This window comes from Micromonospora sp. NPDC126480, from assembly GCF_040302465.1.
Classification (GTDB): Bacteria; Actinomycetota; Actinomycetes; order Mycobacteriales; family Micromonosporaceae; genus Micromonospora.
The window spans coordinates 29,390-52,008 of sequence record NZ_JBEORU010000004.1 but is presented as its reverse complement, the minus strand read 5'-3'; the positions used below and the strand labels follow the sequence as shown (position 1 = coordinate 52,008).

General features: G+C 74.1%; 19 protein-coding genes. 11 read left to right on the top strand and 8 right to left on the bottom strand.

The annotated features are described in order from the left end of the window. Positions 1-84: 84 nt before the first annotated feature. Genes ABTW87_RS04970 through ABTW87_RS04960 form a run of 3 tightly spaced genes read right to left on the bottom strand, consistent with a single transcriptional unit; the run spans position 85 to position 4,654 of the window. Positions 85-2,643, bottom strand: a complete 2,559-nt coding sequence (locus ABTW87_RS04970) for a transketolase C-terminal domain-containing protein (RefSeq protein ID WP_350648608.1) — start codon at positions 2,641-2,643, stop codon at positions 85-87. Between the two features lie 49 nt (positions 2,644-2,692). Then, a complete protein-coding gene (locus ABTW87_RS04965) occupies positions 2,693-3,175 on the bottom strand; it encodes a MarR family winged helix-turn-helix transcriptional regulator (protein ID WP_350648606.1) in 483 nt (160 codons plus the stop codon). A 48-nt stretch (positions 3,176-3,223) separates the two neighbouring features. Then, positions 3,224-4,654: an MFS transporter gene (locus ABTW87_RS04960; RefSeq protein WP_350648604.1), complete on the bottom strand. Its 1,431-nt coding sequence runs from the start codon at positions 4,652-4,654 to the stop codon at positions 3,224-3,226. Positions 4,655-4,741: 87 nt separating this feature from the next. Here ABTW87_RS04960 and ABTW87_RS04955 point away from each other — a divergent pair, with 87 nt between their 5' ends. Continuing rightward, complete coding sequence (locus ABTW87_RS04955; RefSeq protein WP_350648602.1) at positions 4,742-5,527, top strand: AraC family transcriptional regulator; 786 nt, start codon at positions 4,742-4,744, stop codon at positions 5,525-5,527. Positions 5,528-5,592: 65 nt separating this feature from the next. Here the strand turns inward: ABTW87_RS04955 and ABTW87_RS04950 are convergent, their stop codons facing one another. Then, a complete protein-coding gene (locus ABTW87_RS04950; RefSeq protein ID WP_350648601.1) occupies positions 5,593-5,997 on the bottom strand; it encodes a YjbQ family protein in 405 nt (134 codons plus the stop codon). 211 nt (positions 5,998-6,208) lie between these two features. On the opposite strand from ABTW87_RS04950, the gene aceE reads away from it, so the two are divergent. The 3 genes from aceE (at position 6,209) to ABTW87_RS04935 (ending at position 11,422) form a co-directional block, all read left to right on the top strand. After that, on the top strand, positions 6,209-8,947 hold the full coding sequence (gene aceE, locus ABTW87_RS04945; RefSeq protein WP_350648599.1) for a pyruvate dehydrogenase (acetyl-transferring), homodimeric type: 2,739 nt from the start codon (positions 6,209-6,211) through the stop codon (positions 8,945-8,947). A 268-nt stretch (positions 8,948-9,215) separates the two neighbouring features. Next, positions 9,216-10,505 carry a choice-of-anchor B family protein gene (locus tag ABTW87_RS04940; protein WP_350648597.1) on the top strand — a complete coding sequence of 430 codons (1,290 nt, stop codon included), beginning with the start codon at positions 9,216-9,218 and terminating at the stop codon, positions 10,503-10,505. Further along, positions 10,502-11,422, top strand: a complete 921-nt coding sequence (locus ABTW87_RS04935; protein WP_350648595.1) for a DUF8832 domain-containing protein — start codon at positions 10,502-10,504, stop codon at positions 11,420-11,422. The genes ABTW87_RS04940 and ABTW87_RS04935 overlap by 4 nt, the downstream gene beginning before the upstream one ends. Positions 11,423-11,534: 112 nt before the next feature. Here the strand turns inward: ABTW87_RS04935 and ABTW87_RS04930 are convergent, their stop codons facing one another. Continuing rightward, positions 11,535-11,981: an SRPBCC family protein gene (locus ABTW87_RS04930; RefSeq protein ID WP_350648593.1), complete on the bottom strand. Its 447-nt coding sequence runs from the start codon at positions 11,979-11,981 to the stop codon at positions 11,535-11,537. 185 nt (positions 11,982-12,166) lie between these two features. On the opposite strand from ABTW87_RS04930, the gene ABTW87_RS04925 reads away from it, so the two are divergent. Genes ABTW87_RS04925 through gltX form a run of 3 tightly spaced genes read left to right on the top strand, consistent with a single transcriptional unit; the run spans position 12,167 to position 16,284 of the window. Then, the gene (locus tag ABTW87_RS04925) at positions 12,167-13,501 is read left to right on the top strand and encodes a GH1 family beta-glucosidase (RefSeq protein ID WP_350648592.1); all 1,335 of its coding nucleotides are present in this window, start codon (positions 12,167-12,169) and stop codon (positions 13,499-13,501) included. Between the two features lie 52 nt (positions 13,502-13,553). Then, positions 13,554-14,825, top strand: a complete 1,272-nt coding sequence (locus ABTW87_RS04920; protein WP_350648590.1) for an MFS transporter — start codon at positions 13,554-13,556, stop codon at positions 14,823-14,825. A 49-nt stretch (positions 14,826-14,874) separates the two neighbouring features. Beyond that, the gene (gene gltX, locus ABTW87_RS04915; protein WP_350648589.1) at positions 14,875-16,284 is read left to right on the top strand and encodes a glutamate--tRNA ligase; all 1,410 of its coding nucleotides are present in this window, start codon (positions 14,875-14,877) and stop codon (positions 16,282-16,284) included. 41 nt (positions 16,285-16,325) lie between these two features. Here the strand turns inward: gltX and ABTW87_RS04910 are convergent, their stop codons facing one another. Then, positions 16,326-16,943 carry a copper resistance CopC family protein gene (locus tag ABTW87_RS04910; RefSeq protein ID WP_350648588.1) on the bottom strand — a complete coding sequence of 206 codons (618 nt, stop codon included), beginning with the start codon at positions 16,941-16,943 and terminating at the stop codon, positions 16,326-16,328. A 228-nt stretch (positions 16,944-17,171) separates the two neighbouring features. Between ABTW87_RS04910 and ABTW87_RS04905 the strand changes: the two genes are divergently transcribed. Then, positions 17,172-17,822 carry a hypothetical protein gene (locus ABTW87_RS04905; RefSeq protein ID WP_350648586.1) on the top strand — a complete coding sequence of 217 codons (651 nt, stop codon included), beginning with the start codon at positions 17,172-17,174 and terminating at the stop codon, positions 17,820-17,822. Between the two features lie 163 nt (positions 17,823-17,985). Here ABTW87_RS04905 and ABTW87_RS04900 read toward each other — a convergent pair whose 3' ends face one another. Together ABTW87_RS04900 and ABTW87_RS04895 are read right to left on the bottom strand one after the other, a co-directional pair. Then, positions 17,986-18,318 (bottom strand): hypothetical protein, encoded by a 333-nt coding sequence (locus ABTW87_RS04900; RefSeq protein WP_350648585.1) that lies wholly within the window; start codon positions 18,316-18,318, stop codon positions 17,986-17,988. Between the two features lie 98 nt (positions 18,319-18,416). After that, the gene (locus ABTW87_RS04895) at positions 18,417-18,956 is read right to left on the bottom strand and encodes a hypothetical protein (protein ID WP_350648978.1); all 540 of its coding nucleotides are present in this window, start codon (positions 18,954-18,956) and stop codon (positions 18,417-18,419) included. A 192-nt stretch (positions 18,957-19,148) separates the two neighbouring features. Here ABTW87_RS04895 and ABTW87_RS04890 point away from each other — a divergent pair, with 192 nt between their 5' ends. From ABTW87_RS04890 to ABTW87_RS04880, 3 genes are all read left to right on the top strand, one after another. Next, positions 19,149-20,354: a sensor histidine kinase gene (locus ABTW87_RS04890; protein ID WP_350648583.1), complete on the top strand. Its 1,206-nt coding sequence runs from the start codon at positions 19,149-19,151 to the stop codon at positions 20,352-20,354. Further along, positions 20,351-21,025, top strand: coding sequence for a response regulator (locus ABTW87_RS04885; RefSeq protein ID WP_350648581.1), 675 nt, complete (start codon positions 20,351-20,353; stop codon positions 21,023-21,025). The genes ABTW87_RS04890 and ABTW87_RS04885 overlap by 4 nt, the downstream gene beginning before the upstream one ends. Before the next feature lie 133 nt (positions 21,026-21,158). Further along, the gene (locus tag ABTW87_RS04880; protein WP_502891532.1) at positions 21,159-22,541 is read left to right on the top strand and encodes a PucR family transcriptional regulator; all 1,383 of its coding nucleotides are present in this window, start codon (positions 21,159-21,161) and stop codon (positions 22,539-22,541) included. The last annotated feature ends 78 nt before the right edge of the window (positions 22,542-22,619 follow it).

Genomic DNA, 22,619 nt, shown 5'->3' with positions numbered 1-22,619 from the left:
TGCTCGCGGCGTCGGGCGACGCCGTGGGCCAAGTCCACACACTTGCGGCTCGCCGCGCAAGTGGCGCACCGGGTGGAACGGAATTTACCGTGCCAGGAGCGTGCGGGCACCCTGGGTAATGGCATCCTCGGAGACCAGAACCGCACGGGCAGCCGGACCTAATGGTACAAACGAGTCAACTGCCGCGACCCGCCGCGCCGCACCGACATATCCGGCATCCACCAGGGCCGCGATGACCCCCTCACCGACTCCGCCGGAGCGCCGCGTCTCGTCCACGACCAGCACCCGGCCGGTCGCCGTGGCCTCCCGGATCAGGTCGGCGACGGGCAGCGGCGCCAGCCAGCGCAGGTCCACCACACGCGTCCCGACGCCCTCGGCGGCGAGCGTCTCGGCGGCACGCAGCGACAGCCGCACCCCGTTACCGAAAGTGATGATCGTGATGTCCTCGGCGGAGCCGACGCCGTAGACGCGCGCCCGGCCGACCGGCACGTGCGTACCGGTCCACTCGCCCGGCCCCGCGTACTCGGCGAGCCACTCCCCGTCGCCATCGGTGTGCAGGTCACGGGTGTGATAGAGCGCGATCGGCTCCAGGAACACGCAGACGGTGCCGTCGACCGCCGCGCTGGCCAGGCAGGTCCGCAACAGGGGCGCGGCGTCGTCCGGCCGCGCCGGCACCGCGATCACCAGGCCGGGGATGTCCCGGAGTACGGCCACCGAGTTGTCGTTGTGGAAGTGCCCGCCGAACCCCTCCTGGTACGCCAGCCCGGCGATCCGCACGACCATCGGATTCCGGTAGGCCCCGCGGGAGAAGAACTGCATGGTGGCCGCCTCGCCACGCAACTGGTCCTCGGCGTTGTGCAGGTACGCGAGGTACTGAATCTCCGGAACCGGCAGCATCCCGGCCAGCCCGGCACCGAGCCCGAGCCCGAGGATCGAGGTCTCGTCGAGCAGGGTGTCGAACACCCGGGCCACGCCGAACCGCTCGCGCAGCCCTTTCGTCACCCCGTACACCCCGCCCTTGACACCGACGTCCTCGCCGAACACGGCCATGTGCGGGTGGGTGAGCAGGCCGTCGGCGAGGGCGGCGTTGATGCTCTGGGCGAGGGTGAGCGGCCCGGCCAGTTCGGGAGGCTTCCCGCCGAAGACCTCGGCGCGGGCGGCCGCGCCCGGACCCGCCGCCCGTGCCGCGGCGTCGGCCACCGCCCGGGCGACCCGGGCCGGCCGACGCGGTGCCAGCGGGACGACCACCTCGGCCGGGTCGGCCAGCTTCGGCTCGTCCAGCACCTCCTCGGCGAGCCGGCGGACCTGCCAGCCGATCCGGTCGTACCGGGCGAGCAGCTCCGCGCCGGTGGCGAGGCCCGCACCGACCAGCAGCCGCGCCGCGGCCAGCAGGGGATCCCGCTCCAGGTCCGTGGCGATCTCGGCGCCGCTCCGGTACGCCGTCTCGGCGTCCGCGCCGGCGTGCCCCATCAGCCGGACCGTCGACAGGTGCAGCACGGCGGGACGCCGGTGCCGGCGCACCCAGGCCGCCGCCTCGGCCGCCGTCGCGTACGCGTCGACCAGGTCACCGCCGTCGGCGGCGAAGTACCGGATCCCCGGCTTCGACCGCAGCGTTGCCGCCACCCAGCCCGCGGGCGAACGAACGCTGATGCCCAGGCCGTTGTCCTCGCAGACGAACAGGACGGGCAGGCGCAGGCCGGTGTGGTCGTACCAGCCTGCGGTGTTGAGCGCGGCGGTGGCGCTGGCGTGGTTGACCGACGCGTCGCCGAAGGAGCAGACGACGATCGAGTCCGGCGGCCAGGGCGGGGCCGGGGTGGCGTCGCCGGCCGACACCCCGGCCCGCCGGCCCGTACCGTCGAGCCGGCGCAACCGCTGCACGGCCAGCCCCAGGCCGACCGCGCGGGGCAGGTGCGAGGCGATGGTGGAGGTGGTGGGAACGACGGCGAGGTCGGCACGGCCGAAGACCTTGTGCCGCCCACCGGCGATCGGTTCCCGCGCCGAGGCGACCATGCCGCGCAGCACGTCGCGGGCCGCGTCGGCGTACCCGGGGGCGAGGGGCCGCCCCGCGACGACAACGGCGTCCGGCTCGTCGTCGGCCGCGTGCGGTGCGGCGGCCTCCGTGCCGGGACGTTGCGGGAGAGCGTCCTCCCCGACCTCCGCGCGGTCGTCCAGGGCGGCGTGGTCCCCGTCGTCGGCGCCGGCCGGTCCGGACTCGTCGTCGCCGGGAGCGGTGCCGGCACCCGGCCGGTCGGTCGGCCCGTGCGGCGTCTCCTCGACGCCGGACAGCCCGCCCCCGCGCGCCGCCTGCGCCGAGCGGACGCAGTAGAAGGCGCCGGAGCGGTAGTGCAGCAGGGCGGGGTCGGTCGGCCGCAGCGCGGCGGCCACGGCCGCGTTGCCCTCGTGGCCGGCCGAGCCGATCGTGTAGAACCCCTCGCCGAAGCCACGCAGCCACCGGCCGGCCAGGTCGAGCTGGCGGCTGACGACCTGGGCGTCGAACAGCTCCAGCGCCTGGGCACCGCTCAGCGGCGCGTCGTCCGCGACCGGCCGGGAGGGGTCCCGACGGTGTTCGGGAGCGGTCAACGCCCCCAGGGCCGCGCGGAGCCGTTCGTCAAGATCCTGCGGGGTGGTCACGACGGACAGCATTACCGACCAGCGCCCGGGTCGCCCACCGGGACACGATCGACGCGACGGGTCACTCGGCCCCGCAGGCCTCCGGGCAGCCGCCGTCGGAGACCTTGAAGACCAGGTCACGCAGGACGGCGAGCTCGTCGTCGGTGAGGCCGGCGAGGAGGCGGGAGTCGGACATCACCTGGTGGACGCGGGACCGGACGTGCCGCCCGGCCTCGGTCACCACAAGGGTCTTCTGCCGTCGGTCGGCCGGATCGACCCGCCGCTCGACCAGGCCCGCCTGCTCCAGCTTGTCCACCAGGGCGGTGACGTTGGACCGGTCGCAGCGCAGCTGCTCGGCGAGGTCGCGGGCCGGCAGCGGACGGTCCGGGTCGAGTTCGTGCAGCGCCCGGGCCGCCGCCGGGGTGAGCCCCAGCTCGGCGATGTCCAGATCCTGGTAGTGGCGGATGGCCGAGGCGATGTGCATGATCCTGCGCACCGCGTCTCCGGCCAGCCGGGAGCGGCCGGCCGTCTCGGGGCCGGTCGGCGGGACGGTGCTCTGCGCCATGGCTCATATCCTACTCCCGCTCAACAGTTGCCTCTATGCAACCATTTATCAGCTCACGCTCTCCCGGCTGGGAAGATCAGTGGCCCCGGTCGCGGCGGAGCGGGCGCCGGCGACGGCCGGCCCGCGCAGCGCCGCCCGCCCGGACGCGAACGCCGCGGCGGCGCCGGCGACCAGCAGCAGCGCGGTCGCGGGCGGCGCGGCGGCCGGCAGGGCGAGGTGCAGCCCGCCGAGGACCGCCACGCCGAGCACCGCGGCGAGCAGCGTTCCGGTGGACACGAGAGCCGAGAGCGCGCCGGCCGCGGTCGCCGGAACCGTTGCCGCGAGCCGGCTGACCAGCGGGCTGAAGCCGGCCGCGTGGCCCGCCCCGCCGGCCAGGAGCAGCGCGCTCGCGGCGACCCAGGGCCAGCCGTCGCGGGACAGCACGGCCACGGCCGGCACGACCGCGGCGAGCACCAGCGGACCGGCGACCGGCAGGACGTCGCGCAGCCGCCCCGGCAGCCGCGGCGCGATGAGGCCGAGAAGGGCGAAGCCGGTCGCGTACGGGACGAACGCCAGGCCCGCCGCGAGGGCGGTGAAGCCGAGCCGCTCCTGCACCGACAGCGTGAGGTTGAACAGGAAGCCCGCGTAGCAGCCCATCACGGCTGCGGCGGCGAGCAGGCCGCCGGCCACCCCGGGCAGCCGGAGAACGGCGACGTCCAGCAGCGGCGCCCCACCACCCGCGGCCAGGCGCTCCTCGTACCGGATGAAGAGCCCGAGTCCGGCGGCCCCGGCGGCGGCGGGCGGCAGCACGGCCCACACCGGCCAGCCCAGGTCGCGGCCGAGCACGAGCGGCAGCACGAGAGCGAGCATCGCGGCGGAGAGCAGCAGCACCCCGGCCGGGTCGAGCGCCTCCCGGCCGGCGGGCGGCCGCGTGCCGCCGAGCACCCGCCGGCCGACCAGCAGCAGCACCACGCCGACCGGCACATTGACCAGGAAGGCCGCCCGCCAGGTCAGCCCGCCGAGGTCGAGCGTCACCAGCAGGCCACCGAGGATCTGGCCGGCCGCGACGCCGAGCGCCAGGATCATCGAGTACGCCCCGATCGCGCGGGCCCGGGCGGCGCCGTCGAACCGGGCCTGCACCAGGGTCAGCACCTGCGGCACCATGAACGCCCCGGCCGCACCCTGCAGGACGCGGGCCAGCACCAGCGCGACCGGCCCCGGGGCCAGCCCGCAGGCCAGCGAGGCGGCGGTGAACCCGGCGAGCCCGACCAGGAAGACGCGACCGGGGCCGTACCGGGTGCCCAGGCGGGCACCGGTCACCACCAGCACCGCGAAGGCGAGCGTGTAGGAGGCGAGCACCAACTGGGTCAGGGCCGGCGGCCCGGCCAGGTCCGCCCGGATCGCCGGCGCCGCCACCGCGGCGATCGAGGTGTCCATCGAGGCCATCGCCTGGCCGGTCAGCAGGACGGCGAGCAGCGGAAGGCGCTGGTACGCGGTCATGCCGGCAGGCTGCCGGAGCCGGCCCGGCCAGTCTTGTCGATCCTTGCGCCCGCCCGCTCGCCGCCCGGTTCCGGCTAGGTTTGCCGCATGCGCACGGCGACTCTGCTGGCCCGCCACCCGGACTTCGAGGTCCGGGCCGTCCGCTGCCGCGACGACCACACGGGCTGGTCGGCGGCGGAGCCCGCCGCCGCATACGGGATGGTGCTGACCCGCCGGGGCGGCTTCCGGCTCCGGGGGCGCGGCGGCGAGGAGTTCGTCGACCCGGCGCTCGGCTACCTGACCCTGCCGGGTGAGGAGCAGCGGTTCGCGCACCCGGCCGGCGGCGACGACTGCACGTCCCTGTGGCTGTCGGCGCGCCTGTGGCGGGACCTGTTCGGCGAGCGGCCGCCCCCACCGGTGGTGCACGTCGACGCCCGTACCGACCTCGCCCACCGGCTGCTGCTGCGCGCGACGGCCGGCTCGGACGCGCACTTCGCCGCCGCCGAACGCCTGGTGCGGCTGGTCGGCGGTGCGGCCACCCCTGCGCTTGACGCGCCGGCCCGGGACCGGGCGCTGGTGGCGACCGCCCGGGCGGCGGTGCGGGCCGGCGCGCCGGAGGCGGCCGGGCTGCTACCGCTGGCGCGTGCGCTCGGAGTGTCGCCGTACCGGTTGAGCCGGTCGTTCCAGGCGCTGGTCGGGGTGCCGCTGACCCGCTACCGCAACCGCCTGCGGGTGGGGCGCGCACTGGACCTGCTCGGCGAGGGGGCGGCACCGGCGGCGGTGGCGGCCGAACTCGGCTTCGCCGACCAGGCCCACCTCACCCGCACCGTCCGGGCCCACCTGGGCCACACCCCCGGGCACCTGCGCCACCTCCTGGCCGCCGACGGGAGGTAAGGAAGGGCCCCCTGTTAACGCCTGGCGTTGTACCGGGGCCCCCTCTTAACAACCCGCCCCGGGGTTCAGCCGGGCAGGAACGAGAAGCGGACCTGGCGGGTCGGGTTGTCGCCGTTCGGGTCGACCAGGCACACCGACTGCCAGGTCCCGAGGGCGAGCCGCCCGCCGACCACCGGCAGGGTCGCGTACGGGGGCAGGAGGGCCGGCAGCACGTGGTCCCGACCGTGGCCGGGCGAGCCGTGCCGGTGCCGCCACCGGTTGTCGGCGGGCAGCAGGTCATCGAGCGCGGTGAGCAGGTCGTCGTCCGAGCCGGAGCCGGTCTCGATGATCGCCAGCCCGGCGGTCGCGTGCGGCACGAAGACGTGCAACAGACCGTCGCCCGCCCCGGCGACGAACCGCTCCGCCTCGGCGGTGATGTCCCGGACGGTCGGGCGGCTGCCGGTCTGGACCGTGATCATCTCGGTACGCATACGCCGCATTCTTCCGCAGCCGGCCGGTCGGCACCCCCGTCACCGCCGCCGTCCGGCCCAGCGCGGCCCGACCGGACCGCCGATTGCGCAAAGTTACTGGTGGGTACCTGTGTCGAGCGTCGCGTCTCCCGGCGGTGGACGTGACGACAGGTGCCACGAGGGGGCAGGATGGCGCTAGAGACCTGTCCCACACACAACCGAGGGAACGCCTGTGGCTACGGAACGCAAGCGCCCGGTGATCACCGCCGGTCTGCCGAGCCAGCTTCCGGACATCGACCCTGAAGAGACCGGCGAATGGGTCGAGTCGCTCGACGGTGTCATCGACGAGCGCGGGACCAAGCGCGCCCGCTACGTCATGCTGCGCCTGCTGGAGCGGGCCCGCGAGCGTCAGGTCGGGGTGCCGTCCCTGACCACCACGGACTACATCAACACCATCCCGCCGGAGCGCGAGCCGTGGTTCCCCGGTGACGAGCACGTCGAGCGGCGGATCCGGGCGTACGTCCGGTGGAACGCGGCGATGCTGGTGCACCGGGCCCAGCGCCCGGAGATCGGCGTCGGCGGCCACATCTCCACCTTCGCCAGCTCCGCCTCGCTCTACGAGGTCGGCTTCAACCACTTCTTCCGTGGCAAGGACCACCCGGGCGGCGGCGACCACATCTTCTACCAGGGGCACGCCTCCCCCGGCATGTACGCGCGGGCGTTCCTCGAGGGCCGGCTCACCGAGCACCAGCTCGACGGGTTCCGGCAGGAGCTGTCGCACCCGGGCGGCGGGCTGCCGTCGTACCCGCACCCGCGGCTGATGCCGGACTTCTGGGAGTTCCCCACCGTCTCGATGGGTCTCGGCGGCCTGAACGCGATCTACCAGGCGCGGTTCAACCGCTACCTGCACCACCGCGGCATCAAGGACACCTCGGACCAGCACGTGTGGGCGTTCCTGGGCGACGGCGAGATGGACGAGCCGGAGACGCTGGGCGCGATCGGCGTGGCCGCCCGCGAGGAGCTCGACAACCTCACCTTCGTCATCAACTGCAACCTGCAACGCCTGGACGGACCGGTCCGCGGCAACGGCAAGGTCATGCAGGAGCTGGAGGCGTTCTTCCGGGGTGCCGGCTGGAACGTGATCAAGGTGGTCTGGGGCCGCGAGTGGGACCCGCTGCTCGCCGCGGACACCGACGGCGCGCTTGTCAACCTGATGAACACCACGCCGGACGGTGACTACCAGACCTACAAGGCGGAGTCCGGGGCGTACGTCCGGGAGCACTTCTTCGGCCGCGACGCGCGCACCCGGAAGATGGTCGAGCACCTGACCGACGACGAGATCTGGAACCTCAAGCGCGGTGGGCACGACTACCGGAAGCTCTACGCGGCGTACAAGGCGGCGATGGAGCACACCGGCCAGCCGACGGTGATCCTCGCCAAGACCATCAAGGGCTGGACGCTGGGCTCGCACTTCGAGGGCCGCAACGCCACCCACCAGATGAAGAAGCTGACGCTTGAGGATTTGAAGACCTTCCGCGACCGGCTCTACCTGGACATCCCGGACAAGGCGCTGGAGGAGAACCCCTACCTGCCGCCGTACTACAACCCGGGTGAGAAGTCCGACGAGATCCAGTACCTGCACGAGCGCCGCCGGCAGCTCGGCGGCTACCTGCCGTCCCGGCGGGCCGGCACCAAGCGGCTCACCATCCCCGGCCCGGAGCGCTTCGCGGACGTCAAGCGCGGGTCCGGCAAGCAGAAGGTCGCCACGACGATGGCCTTCGTACGCCTGCTCAAGGACGTGATGAAGGACAAGGAGTTCGGCAGGCGCTGGGTGCCGATCATCCCCGACGAGGCGCGCACCTTCGGCATGGACTCGCTGTTCCCGACGCAGAAGATCTACTCGCCGCACGGGCAGCGCTACACGTCGGTCGACCGGGAGCTGTTCCTGTCGTACAAGGAGGCGACCGGCGGGCAGATCCTGCACGAGGGCATCAACGAGGCCGGCTCGGTCGCCTCGTTCACCGCCGCGGGCTCGTCGTACGCCACGCACGACGAGCCGATGATCCCGATGTACATCTTCTACTCGATGTTCGGGTTCCAGCGCACCGGCGACGGGCTCTGGGCGGCGGCCGACCAGATGGCCCGCGGCTTCCTGCTCGGCGCCACCGCCGGCCGGACCACGCTCAACGGCGAGGGCCTCCAGCACGAGGACGGCCACTCGCTGCTGCTCGCCGCCACCAACCCGGCGGTCGTCGCGTACGACCCGGCGTTCGCGTTCGAGATCGCGCACATCATGGAGAGCGGCCTGCACCGCATGTACGGCGAGGCGCAGGAGAACGTCTTCTACTACCTGACCGTCTACAACGAGCCGATCCTGCAGCCGGCGGAGCCGGCGGATCTGGACGTCGAGGGCGTGGTGAAGGGCATCTACAGGTACGCCCCGGCGCCCCAGGTGGACGGCCCGAAGGCGCAGCTGCTCGCCTCCGGCACCGGGATGCAGTGGGCGATCAAGGCGCAGGAGCTGCTCGCCCAGGACTGGGGCGTGGCCGCCGACGTCTGGTCGGTGACCTCGTGGACGGAGCTGCGCCGCGACGCGATCGAGACCGAGGAGCACAACCTGCTCCACCCGGGCGGCGAGCAGCGGGTGCCGTACGTCGCCCGGAAGCTGGCCGACGCCGACGGCCCGAAGGTGGCGGTCAGCGACTGGATGCGGGCGGTGCCGGACCTGATCTCCCGCTGGGTGCCCGGTGACTGGACCTCGCTCGGCACCGACGGGTTCGGCATGTCCGACACCCGGCACGCGCTGCGCCGCCACTTCCACGTCGACGCCGAGTCGATCGTGGTCGCGACGCTGCGGCAGCTCGCCCTCCGTGGCGCGGTTCCGGCAAACGTCCCGGCCGAGGCGGCCAAGAAGTACGCGATCGAGGACGTCACGGCCGCGCCGGTCGGCGAGACCGGCGGCGACAGCTAGGCGTACCCGAGGAAGGCCCGGCGCGGATGTCGCGCCGGGCCTTCGTCGTGTCCGGGCACCCGGCGGTATGACGTAGCCGGTATCGGCCCCACGCCTTGTCGCACACGCGGACTGCATTCACAATTCTCGATACATAACGACGCCCTCAGGGCCCCGGCGCACGTGCGGGGCCCATGCCGGAACCGGTGGATGCTCCGTCGCGCCGGTCCACCACCCCCGGGACGGTGCGGGTGTCGACGCGACCCTGGCGCGACGGTAGGGAGTCGCCATGCGAATCGTCCGCGTCGCAACGGCCCTGGCGGTCGGCGCCCTCGCGGTGTCGCTGCTCGGGTCCGGGGCGCCCTCGGTGGCCCACTCGCCCGACACGCCCGCGGGGCGGGCGTCGGCGCAGGAGTTCATGGCCCAGCGGGAACCCACCCAGAAGCTCGCCGCCGCCGCTGCGGCGACCTGCACGAACGGCCAGGCGGCCGGGTACCCGTGCCGCAACGTCGACCTGCTGTCCTTCCTGCCGATGGCGAACCTGGGCGGCAGTCAGGCCAACGACATCTGGGGCTGGACCGACAGCACCACCGGCAAGGAGTACGCCCTGGTCGGGCGGCGCAACGGCACGTCCTTCGTGGACGTGTCCAACCCGACCGCGCCGGTCTACCTGGGCAACCTGCCGGCCTACCAGAACCGCACCGCGATCTGGCGCGACATCAAGGTCTACCGGAACCACGCGTACGTGGTGGCCGACGTCTCCGGGCACGGCATGCAGGTGTTCGACCTGACCCGGCTGCGCGGCGTCACGTCGCCCCAGACGTGGTCGGCGGACGTGCACTACAGCCGGTTCGGCAACTCCCACAACATCGCGATCAACGAAGAGACCGGGTACGCGTACGCGGTCGGTTCGAACACCTGCAGCGGCGGCCTGCACATGATCGACATCCGGACGCCGAAGTCACCGGCGTACGCGGGCTGTGTCAGCAACGACGGCTACACCCACGACACCCAGTGCGTGGTGTACCGCGGTCCGGACGCCGCGTACCAGGGCCGCGAGATCTGCGTCAGCTCCAACGAGGACACGGTGACCGTCGTCGACGTGACAAGCAAGTCGGCTCCCCGGCAACTGGCCCGCATCGGGTACAGCGGGCGGGCGTACACCCACCAGGGCTGGTTCACCGAGGACCAGCGCTACTTCCTGCTCGACGACGAGCTGGACGAGTCCCGGCGCGGGGTGACCACCCAGACGTACGTGTGGGACCTGGCGGACCTGGACGCGCCCCGGCACATCGGCACCTACAGCGCCCCCTCCGGGGTCCGCGCCACCGACCACAACCAGTACGTGAAGGGCCGCTACAGCTACCAGGCGAACTACCGGGCCGGCCTGCGGATCCTGGACCTGACGAACGTCGCCGGCGGGCGGGCCACCGAGGCGGGGTACTTCGACGTCTACCCGTCGAGCAACAGCGCCTCGATGAACGGCGCGTGGAGCACCTACCCGTACTTCCCGAGCGGGATCGTCGTGGTCAGCGGCATCGAGCAGGGGCTGTTCGTGCTCCAGCCCCGGTTGCCGTGACCACGACGGGAGACCGGGTGGCGCCGGCGACCTCGGTCGCCGGCGCCGCGGAGCCGGCCGATCCGCTCGGCCCGGGCCGCGGCACCGGGCGGGCCGGCCGGTACGCGGCCGCCGCGCTGGTGCTCGGCCTGGTCCTGCTGATCGGGGTCGCGGCCGGTCGGGCCGGCCGGCCCGACCCGGCACCGGTCCGGGCGGCGGCGCCCGCCGCGCACACCGGTCACGGCCCGGGCGGGCTGGAGGTGTCGCGGGACGGCTGGCGCCTCGCCCTGGAGACCGCGTCGCTGGTCGCCGGCCGCCCGGGCGAGCTGGCCTTCCGGATCGTCGGCCCGGACGGCGCGACGCTCACCGACTTCGAGGTGGTCCACGAGCGGCGGATGCATCTGATCCTGGTCGGCCGGGACCTCGCGGGTTACCAGCACGTCCACCCGGAGATGGCCCCCGACGGCACGTGGCGGACCCGGGTCGTCCCGACCGCCGCAGGTCCGCTGCGGGTCATCGCCGACTTCCGGCCGCGGGGCACGCCGACGCAGGTCGTCCTCGGCGTGGACGTCCCGGTTCCGGGGCGGTACGCGCCGCGTCCGCTGGACCCTCCGGAGGAGACCATCCTGGTCGACGGCTACACGGTCACCCTCGACGGCGGGCTGCGCGCCGGCGAGTCGAACCAGGTCCTGGTGTGGCTGGGCCGCGACGGGAAGCCGGTGAACGACCTGCAACGGCACCTGGGCGCGTACGGGCACCTGGTGGCACTGCGCCAGGGCGACCTGGCGTACCTGCACGTCCACCCGGCCGCGGCGAGCCGACCCAGCTCGGTGGTGGCGTTCGGCGTCACCGTGCCCGCGGCCGGCACGTACCGGCTCTTCTTCGAGTTCCGGCACCTCGACCGGGTGCACGTCGCCGCGTTCACCGTGACCGTGTGAACCCGGGCCGGCGAGCCGGCCGCGGCACGGCCGACGAGGCGGCGGTGGCCCAGGGCCCCTGGCGGGGACGCCGGGCCACCGCCGGAGCGGGTGACGCCAGGACGCGGCCCGGTCAGCCGACGGCGGCCAGGTCGGTCAGCCGGGCGAGCGAGTCCTCCAGGTCGGCGCCGACCCGACGCAGGCCGAGCCGGAGCAGGGCGGCCTTGGCCGGGCCGGCCGGCCAGCGTACGACGATGAGCCGCACGATCGTCCCGCCCTCCTCCTCGTCGGCGGTGAGCTGGACGTAGATCTCGGTGCGCGCCTCCGCCCGGGCACCGGCGCCCTTCGCGCGCTCCCGCCAGCCGATCAGGGTCGGCTCCTGGTAGGCGATCACCTCGGCCTCATGCGCCGCGCCGCGCCCCGCCTGGACCAGCTGCCGCCGGCCGAAGCCCTCCCCCGAGAGCACCTCGGCCGCGCGGACCCCCGCCAGCCAGGCCGGTAGCTGTTCGGCCCGCTGCACGACGTCCCAGACAGCTTCGATCGGCGCCATTACGTGCGCACTGCGTTCCACGAGGATCATTTCCGTCTTCCTCCAGTGAGGACATCCCACGATATCGGCACTCTATGCGCAAATTCGGACGTACTTGGACGGGTTCGGAAAAGACACGCCGAAAAGCATTGCGCCGACGGCATTCCCGGCCTATGGCGCTCCGCCCGGCGGCCCCCTAGAGTCGCGAACACGTTTCGCGTACGACGGGAGGGTGTATGCCGACCGCTCCGCTGCCGCAGTTCCCCGCCGGGTTCCGGTTCGGGGTCTCCACGTCCGCGTACCAGATCGAGGGCGCGGTCGACGCGGACGGGCGCGGGCCGTCCATCTGGGACACCTTCGCCCACTCCCCCGGCCGGATCGTCGACGGCAGCACCGGCGACGTCGCCTGCGACCACTACCACCGGTACGCCGAGGACGTCGCGCTGATGGCGGGACTGGGCGTGAACGCCTACCGCTTCTCGATCGCCTGGCCGCGGGTGCGACCTGCGGGCGACGGTCCCGTCAACGCCGCCGGACTGGACTTCTACGACCGCCTCGTCGACGACCTGCTGGCCCACGGCATCGACCCGGTGGCGACCCTGTTCCACTGGGACCTGCCGCAGCCGCTCGAGGACGCCGGCGGCTGGCTGAACCGGGACACCGCGCACCGCTTCGCCGAGTACGCCGACGCCACCGCCGCCCGGCTCGGCGACCGGGTGCGGCTCTGGATCACGCTCAACGAGCCGTTCGTCCACATGAGCCTCGGGCACGGCATGGGCGTCCACGCGCCCGGGCGGATGCTGCTGTTCGACGCGTTCCCGGTCGCGCACCACCAACTGCTCGCGCACGGCTTGGCGGTGGCGGCGCTGCGGGACCGCACCGGCAGCCCGGTCGCCATCGCCAACAACTACACGCCGGTGCGGGTGCTCGGCGACACCGACGCGGACACCGTGGCCGGCGCCGCGTACGAGGCGCTGCACAACCGGCTGTTCACCGACCCACTGCTCGGTCGCGGCTACCCGACCGAGAACGGCTTCGACGCGAGCATCGTCCGCGACGGCGACCTCGCGGCCATCGCGGCGCCGATCGACGTGCTCGGCGTCAACTACTACAACCCCACCGGCATCCGCGCCCCCGAGGAGGGATCGCCGCTGCCGTTCGAGATCGTGCCGCTGCCCGGCTACCCGCGGACCGCCTTCGACTGGCCGGTCGCCCCCGACGGCCTACGCGAACTTCTCGGCTGGCTGCACCGCCGCTACGGCGCCGACCTGCCGCCGGTGCAGATCACCGAGAGCGGCTGCGCGTACGACGACGAGCCGGACGCCGACGGGCGGGTGCCCGACCCGGAGCGGATCGCGTACCTCGACGGGCACCTGCGGGCGGTCCGCGCGGCGATCGACGACGGGGTGGACGTGACCGGGTACTTCGTCTGGTCGCTGCTGGACAACTGGGAGTGGGCCGAGGGCTTCACCAAACGCTTCGGGCTGGTCCACGTCGACTACGCCACCGGGACGCGGACGCCGAAGTCGTCGTACGCCTGGTTCCGCGACGTGATCGCCGCCTCGCGGTGAGCGCGAGGAGTGAGCTTGCGAGCCCCGCAGTCGCGAACGGAGAACTAGCAGCGTGACCACCGTCGACCCGACGCCGACCTCGCTGCCGGCGGCGCTGGCCGAACCGACCGTGCCGGTCCGGCGGGGCTGGATCGCGCTGCTCGCCGCCGCCAACCTCGGCGTCTGGATGGCCTTCTTCACCCCGATCCAGGTGCTGCTGCCGCAGCAGGTGGAACGGATCGCGCCGGCCGACAAGGAGACCATGCTGGCCGTGGTCACCGGCCTCGGCGCGCTGGCCGCGGTGCTCGCCAACCCGCTCGCCGGCGCGCTGTCCGACCGGACGGCCCCGCGCCTGGCCGGCCGCGCGTTCGGCCGCCGGCACGTGTGGACCGCGGGCGGAGCGGTGCTCGGCGCGCTCGCCCTGGTGCTGCTGGCGCAGCAGCGCACGGTGCTCGGCGTGGCCGTCGGCTGGGTGGCCGCCCAGGTCTGCTTCAACGCGATGCTGGCCAGCCTGACCGCGGCGGTGCCCGACCGGGTGCCGGTGGCGCAGCGCGGCGGCGTGTCCGGCTGGGTCGGCATCCCGCAGGCGCTGGGCCTGGTGCTCGGCGTGGTCCTGGTGACCGCCGTGGTCACCGGGAACGCCGCCGGCTACGCGGCGGTCGCGCTCGCCGTACTGGTCCTGGCGCTACCGTTCGCCCTGCTCACCACCGACGACCCGCTGCCGCCCGCGCACCGCCCGCCGCTGCGCGGGCTGTTCGCGTCGATGTGGGTGTCGCCCCGCCGCCACCCCGACTTCGGCTGGGCCTGGATCACCCGGTTCCTGGTCCAACTGGGCAACGCCCTCGGCACTCTCTACCTGCTGTACTTCCTCACCGACCAGGTACGCCTGGCCGACCCCGAGGGCGGGCTGCTGGTGCTGATCCTGCTCTACACCACCGGCCTGGCGGCGACCGCGGTGGTGGCCGGACGGCTCTCCGACCGCTCCGGACGCCGCAAGGTCTTCGTGATCGCGTCCGGCGGCGTCATGGCGGTGGCGGCGCTGCTGCTGGCCGTCGCACCGGTCTGGCCGGTGGCGGTGGGCGCCGCGCTGCTGCTCGGCGCCGGTTACGGGGTCTACCTGTCGGTGGACGCGGCACTCATCACGCAGGTGCTCCCCCGGGCCACCGACCGGGCCAAGGACCTCGGCGTGATCAACATCGCGAACTCCGCGCCCCAGGTCCTCGGCCCGGCGATCTCCGCGCCGATCGTGGTCCACCTGGGCGGCTACCCCGCGTTGTACGCGGTCACCGCGGCCGTGACGGTGCTGGGCAGCGTCCTGGTGCTGAAGATCCGCTCGGTGCCCTGAGGCGTACCCCTGGCCGAATTCGATGGAGCGCCGCCGTAGGCTGGAGGACGTGACGGTACGTGTACGCTTCGCCCCCTCCCCGACCGGAATGTTCCACGTCGGCGGCGCCCGCTCGGCCCTGCAGAACTGGATCTTCGCCAAGCAGCAGGGCGGGGTGTTCGTGCTGCGCATCGAGGACACCGACGCGGCACGCAACAAGCCCGAATGGACCGAGGGCATCCTGTCCGCGCTGGAGTGGATCGGCATCGCGCGGGGCAGCTACGAGGGGCCGTACTTCCAGTCCTCGTACGCCGGCGAGCACCGCGCCGCCGCCACCCGCCTGTACGACGGCGGCCGCGCGTACTACTGCGACTGCACCCGGGAGGCGGTGCAGGCCCGGACCGGCTCGCAGCACTCCGGGTACGACGGCTTCTGCCGGGACCGCAACCTGGGCCCCGGCGAGGGCCGCGCCCTGCGCTTCCGCACCCCGGACGAGGGCGCGACGGTGGTCGTCGACCTGATCCGCGGTGAGCCGACCTTCGAGAACAAGCTCATCGAGGACTTCGTCATCGCCCGCGGCGACGGCTCTGCCGTCTTCCTGCTCGCCAACGTCGTCGACGACATGACCATGGGGATCACCCACGTCATCCGCGCCGAGGAGCACCTGCCCAACACCCCCAAGCAGCAGCTGCTCTGGGACGCGCTGGGCGTCAAGCCCCCGGTCTGGGCGCACGTGCCGGTGGTGGTGAACGAGAAGCGGCAGAAGCTGTCCAAGCGCCGCGACAAGGTGGCCCTGGAGGCGTACCGGGACGAGGGCTACCTGGCCGAGGCCATGCGCAACTACCTGATGCTGCTCGGCTGGGCCCCCTCCGGCGACCGCGAGATCGTGCCCTGGTCGGTGATCGAGGAGGAGTTCCGGCTGGAGGAGGTCAACCCCTCCCCGGCGTTCTTCGACGAGAAGAAGCTGCGCGCGTTCAACGGCGAGTACATCCGGGCGTTGCCGCTCGACGAGTTCGTCGCGGCGTGCCGGCCGTGGCTGACCGGGACGAGCACGATCGCGCCGCCGCCGTGGCAGCCGGACGAGTTCGACGCGGAGGCGTTCGCCGCGGTGGCGCCGCTGGCGCAGACCCGCATCGCGGTGCTCAGCGAGATCGTGCCGAACGTCGACTTCCTGTTCCTCGACTCGCCGCTGATCGAGGAGGCGGCCTGGGCGAAGGCGATGAAGGAGGGCTCCGGCGAGCTGCTCGACGCGGCGGTGGCCGCCTTCCAGGCGCTGCCGACGTGGGACGCGGAGTCGACGAAGGCGGCGCTGGAGGCCGTCGGCGCGGAGCGCGGGCTCAAGCTGGGCAAGGCCCAGGCGCCGGTACGGGTCGCGGTGACCGGCCGCACCGTCGGTCTACCGCTCTTCGAGTCGCTCGAGGTCCTGGGCCGCGACCGCACCCTGACCCGCCTGCGCGCCGCCCGCCTCCGCCTCCCCTGACCCGCAACCCCGCCCTGCCCGGAGGCGGGACGGGGTGGGGGTCAGCGGGTGCGGCGGCGGCGTAGGAAGGCGGCGGTCGCGCCGGTGACGGCCAGGGCAGCGGCGGCGAGCGCCAGCCAGAGCCACGTCCGCGTGGTGCCCCCGTCGTCCTCGCGGGCGGTCGCCGCGGGTGAGCCGCTGGGCGTCGGGGTCGCCGGGACCGGCGGCGAGGCGACGGCCGACGGGGTGGCGGGGGTCGGCGTGGCCGACGGGTCGGCGGGGGTGCCGGTGGTGAGGGTGAACCGCACCTCGCCGGAGACCGGGTGGCCGTCACCGGACCGGACCTGGTAGCCGACGATGTAGAGACCGGCCCGCCCGGGGCGGAACGGCACCGTCACCCGGCTGCCGGAGAAGCTCGCCGCGCCGCCGGCCGCCGCCACGTTGTCCGGACCGGTGACGGTGACCTTCGTCGTGGCCGGATCGAGCCGGGACAGGAAGCGCAGCTCGATACGCTGCGGCGCCGCGGCGACGCGAGCCCCGTCGCGCGGATCGCTGCCGGTCAACTGGTTGTGCGCGGCCGCCGGAGCGGGCGGCGCGAGCAGCGACGCACCGACCGCCAGCAGCGACACACCGACCACACCTGGCCAGGCGCGTACCGCACGTGCGACCCTGCCCCCCATGAGTCCCTCCTCGAAGGTACGATCCGCCCGCTGATCAACGGCTGCCGGTGAGTTAGTCGGTCGAGGATCGCAGATAGTTCCAAATACAGTTCCATGAGCTGCAACCGATCGCCGTTCCACGGAGTCTCTGAGGAAGGGCCTCCGGCCCGCGGGTCCGGCTACCTCCGTCGACCCGGCAGCGCGTAACCTGCAGCGAAGCCATCCATCGAACGGGGCGAGGAGGCGGCGATGGTCCGAACGGTACGGCGGGTGCTGGCCGCAGTGGCCGCCGCTCTCGCGGCGGGTGCGCTGTCCCTCGGTCTGGTGTCGCCCGCGAAGGCGGCGCCGAAACCACCCCCCGCCGGTGTGGACATCACCGGTGAGGGTCTGGACGAGCCGCTGCGCCTGCGCGCGAACGTCCACCCCGCCGAGGTGGTGGCCATCATCGACCAGGTGAACTTCCTCGGCCGGACCGCCCAGACCACCGGGCCGCGCAAGACCGACCTCGGTCCGAAGTACACGGTCGTCGTGCTCTCCGGCGAGACGCCCAAGCAGAGGTACGACCTGTACCCGAAGGCGATCGGCGGCCCGCGCGTCTACCGGCCGGCCAAGCAGCCGGACTCCCGGAAGACCACGGCCGGTTGGTTCTTCGGCCGGCTCAGCATGTCGGAGACCCTGCGCACCGTCGGCGTGCCGCTGGAACGGCAGCTCGACACGGTGAGCGGTGGCGTCGGCGGCGGTCAGCGGGTGATCCCGGAGGACGCCATCAACCCCGCCCGCGACATCGACGAGGCGCTGGCAGAACTGCAGCGGTTGTTGCTGCTCAACGTGGCCGTCGTGGTCACGATCACGTCCGGTCTGGCCGGGATCGCGCTGCTGATCCGCCGCCGGACCCGCTGACGCCGCTCGATCACCGGGCCGCGGCCGTCGGGTCGTGGCGGCGGCCCGGGCCCGGCGCCACGCGTCCGCGACTCCGATCAGGCGCGACGTCCGTGCCAGGTGGACGGTCAGCCGGTCGCGTCGAGCACGGTCACCGCGCCGCGTTTCCGGCCGCCCGGGCGGGTCAGCACCAGCGGCGTGGCGGTCGCTCCCGCCGGCCGGCCCGCGGTCGGGGCCGGACCGGGCCGTGCCGGTGCGCGCCGGCCCATCCCGGCAGGTCGCTGAGGCAGCCGTCGGTCGGGGTCGCGGCCGGCGGGACCGGCTCGGCGGACCGCTGCCGCGGCACGGTGACGTCGTCGTCGGCGCGCTCGGGCAGCCACCCGGTCGGCGCCTCACCCGGGTGCGCCGGCACACCCCCGGCAAGCCGCCGGTGGTGCTTGGTCACCGGCGGCTCGTGATGGCCCGGCCGGCAGGGCTCACCCTGGGCGCAGCCGTGGTCGGCCTCCCCGTGCGCCATCCCGGTCTCCTCACACTCGCCGTCGCCCGCCGCGCTCTCCCGGCGTGCCCTGTCACCGTACTGGCCGGCACCGACGGGCTGTGCAGCGCGTACCCAGGTCAGGCCCGCGCGCGGCGCGGGAAGATCGTCTCCCAGACCGGGAAGGCGACCAGCCAGATGACCATGGCGAGGCTGAGCCGACCGATCCAGACCGTCAGCTCCCGGGTGCGGTCGGCGTCGCCGACCCAGACGATCGCCGCGGCGAGCAGCCCGCAGGCGATCGCCCAGCCGAGCAGCCCCCGGAACCACTGCCCCCACTCGTAGCGGGCACGGGCCCAGCCGTGCCGCGGCGGCTTCACCGGTGGTGGGCCCCCGGCGAAGCGGTGCGCGAAGCGCTGATCGGCCCAGCGAACCATGGAGTGGCCGAACGCCACCGAGAAGCCCAGGTAGGCGGCGGCCAGGCCGTGCGCGACCTCCGCCGTGGCCCCGCGCCGCAGATCCACCGTGGTCGCCACCAGCAGCACCAGGTCCACCAGGGGCACGCACACCAGCAGCCCCGCACCGAGCCGCGGCCGGCGCAGCGGATAACGCGCCACCAGCCCGGCGACGAGCACCACCCAGAACGCGACCTCGCAGGCGACGATCAGGCCGATCAGCATGTGTTCCTCCCCGTGTCCGTCGTCTCCAGCGTCACCGGTGCGGGGCCGGGTCACCTCGACGCCGCAGACGATCCGCGGGTCCATCCTTCGACGGACCCGCGGGCCGGCGTACACCCTTCGACGGATGGTGGACGGGGTGACCTCCGCCCCCGGTCGGAGCCGGGGCGGACGCGGCTGTGGTGGGATCGGGCCATGCGACCGCCACCCTGGCTCGGCCCCGGCACGCTCGGCCGGGATCTGGCGCTGGCCGGTGCGTCCCTGGCCGGCGGCCTGGTCCTGTACGGGCTCGGCAACCAACCGCAGCTGTCCGGCGACCCGATGGGGCCCGACCCCGCGTTCCTGCCGCCGCTGGTCGCGGTCTGTGTGGCGGTCGGCCTGCGGCGGGTGGCGACCCGGGCCAGCCTGGCGCTGGGCACCGTGGCGCTGGCCGTCGACTTCGCGCTGGGCGTGTCGCTGGCCACCCTGCTCGTCTACACCCAGGTCCTCTACGACGCCTGCGTGTTCGGGTCGGCCCGGACGTGGCGGCGGCTGCTGCGGATCACGGTGGCGTTGAGCGTGCTCGGCGCGGTGGGCGGTGTGCTCTGGCTGGGGCGCTGGCAGGGGGTCGGCGTGGCGGCGCCGATCGTGCTGGCCGGGGTGCTGCCGGTGGTCACCGGGATCAGCGTCCGGCAGTACCGCGACCAGGCCGCCGCCGAGCGGGCCCGGGCCGAGCAGACCGCCCGGTTGGCCGAACTGGACCGGCGGCAGGCGGTGAGCGCCGAGCGGGCCCGGATGGCGCGGGAGCTGCACGACGTGATCGCCAACCACCTCAGCGCGGTGGCCATCCATGCCACCGCCGCGCTCTCCGTCCCCGGCCTGGACCGGTCCCAGGTGGAGTCGGCGCTGCGGGTGATCCGGGAGAACAGCGTGCAGGGCCTGGCCGAGATGCGGCAGATGATCGGGCTGCTGCGCGGGCCGGCCGACGGCGGCACCGGCGAGGACGCGACGGAGGAGGCGACCCGCGCCCGGCTCAGCGAGGTGGCCGCCGTGGTGGACCGGGCCCGGACCGCCGGGCTGCGGGTCGACGTGCGATGGCAGGGCGAGCCGCGCCCGCTGCCCGTCGAGGTGGACCTCGCCGCGTACCGCATCGTGCAGGAGTCGCTGACCAACGCGCTCAAGCACGGCGCAGGCGAGGCACAGCTGACTCTGGCGTACGAGCCGGCGGCGGTCGTGATCGGCGTGGCCAACCCGCTGCGCGACGGCCTGGCGGCGACGGCCGGCGCGGGCGCGGGCCTGATCGGGATGCGGGAACGGGTGGCGCTGCTGGCGGGCCGGTTCACCGCCGGGCCCCGGGACGGGCGCTGGCACGTCCGCGCCGAACTGCCGACCGGTGTGCTGGCCGGGGAGCAAGTGACGTGACCGATCCGGTGCGGGTGCTGCTCGCCGACGACCAGCCCGCCGTACGGGCCGGCCTGGCGCTGATCCTGGCCGGAGCGCCGGACATCGAGGTGGTCGGCGAGGCGGACGACGGCGCCGAGGCGGTCCGCCGGTGCCGAGAACTGCGCCCGGACGTCGCCGTTCTCGACGTACGGATGCCCCGGCTGGACGGCATCTCCGCCACCCGGGAGATCGTCGACAACCGACTCGCCGACGTCCTGGTGCTCACGACGTTCGACCTGGACGAGTACGTGTTCGGAGCGCTGCGGGCCGGGGCCGCCGGCTTCCTGTTGAAGGACACCGACGCGGACGGACTCGTCACGGCGGTCCGGACGGTGGCTCGGGGCGAGGGCTTCATCGCGCCGGCGGTGACCCGGCGGCTGATCACGGCCTTCGCCGCCACGGCACCGGCCGCGTCGGCGGCCACCCGGGCGGCGGTGGCCGCCCTGACTCCCCGCGAACGTGACGTTCTCGCCTGCCTGGGCCTCGGGCTGTCGAACCAGCAGGTGGCCGACCGGCTGGCGATGGCGGAGAGCACCACCAAGACCCACGTCAGCCGGATCCTCGCCAAGCTCGAACTGCGCAGCCGGGTGCAGGCGGCCATCCTGGCCCAGGAGCTGGGCCTGCCGGTACCCCCACCGGCCGGCACCTGATCCGCTCGCTGACGGCGGCAGCGCGGGGTCCCGGTGGCCCGGACACCGCCATGCCGCGGGCAGCGCGCGGTCCCGGCGGCCCGGACCCCGCATGCCGGGGGCAGCGCGCGGTCCCGGCCGCCTCGACACCGCCATGCCGCGGGCAGCGCGCGGTCCCGGCCACCCCGACCCCGCCACGCCGCGCGCAGCGCGGGGCACCAGTGGGGTCGCCGCCGCCGGGCCCGTGTCGCCGGCCCAGGTTAGGGCGTGTCAGGCTGGTGCGGTGAGCGAGCCGGAGACCGAGCTGACGGCCACGCTGCGCCGGATCGAGCGGGCTGCGGGGGCGCTGGCCACCGCCAGCGTGGCGCGGATGGACGAGACCCTGCCCTGGTTCCGTTCGCTCCCGGCCGACCAGCGCTCCTGGGTCACCCTCGTGGCGCAGGCCGGCGTGCGGTCGCTCGTGCAGTGGCTGCGCTCGGGTGGCGGCACCGCGGACAGCACCCAGGAGGTCTCCGACGAGGTGTTCGCGGCCGCGCCGCAGGCCCTGGCCCGCTCGATCAGCCTGCAGCAGACCGTGGCTCTGATCAAGGTGACGATCGACGTGGTCGAGGAGCAGGTCCCGCACCTGGCCGCGCCGGGCGAGGAGCCGCGGCTGCGCGAGGCGGTGCTGCGGTTCTCCCGGGAGATCGCGTTCGCTGCCGCCCGGGTGTACGCCCGGGCCGCCGAGTCCCGCGGATCCTGGGACGCCCGGCTCCAGGCGCTGCTGGTGGACGCGCTGCTGCGGGGCGACTCGCCGGACGTGCTGGCCAGCCGGGCGGCGGCGCTGGGCTGGGCGGACGCCCCGCCGGTGGCGGTGGCGGTGGGCCGCTCGCCCGGCGGCGAGGTGCCCGCCGTGCTGCACACGGTCTACCGGCAGGCCCGCCGGATCGGCGCGGAGGTGATCGGCGGGGTACACGGCGACCGGCTGGTCATCGTGCTCGGCGGCGCCGCCGATCCGGTGGCCGCCGCCGGCAAGTTGCTCGACGCGTTCGGCGACGGCCCGGTCGTGGTCGGCCCGGCCGTGCCGAGCCTGGACGAGGCCACCGAGTCGGCCCGCGCCGCTCTCGCCGGGTTCCGCGCCGCGCCGGCCTGGCCGGCCGCGCCACGGCCGGTGCCCGCCGCCGACCTGCTGCCGGAGCGGGCACTCGCCGGGGACGCCGAGGCCCGCCGCCGGCTGCGGCACGACGTGTACGCGACGCTGGTGCGCTCCGGCGGGGAACTGCTGGAGACCCTGGACGCCTTCTTCGCGGCCGGCGGCACGCTGGAGAGCGCCGCCCGGGCGCTGTTCGTGCACCCGAACACGGTGCGTTACCGGCTGCGGCGGGTCGCCGAGGTCACCGGGTTCTCGCCGCTCGCGCCCCGTGACGCGTACGCGCTCCAGGTGGCGCTCACGGTCGGCCGGCTCGACCCGGTGGTCACACTGGTCCCGAGCCAGACAATGACCCCAGGCGTGAGGAAAACATCACAGACGGGTGATGACCACCGCCGATCTTTGTAGGATCCCTCCAAAGCTTCTAGTGCGGTTTGGTCGAGGGCGGCACAGCGCTACCCGCGCGTATCCGGGAGAGTCATAGAC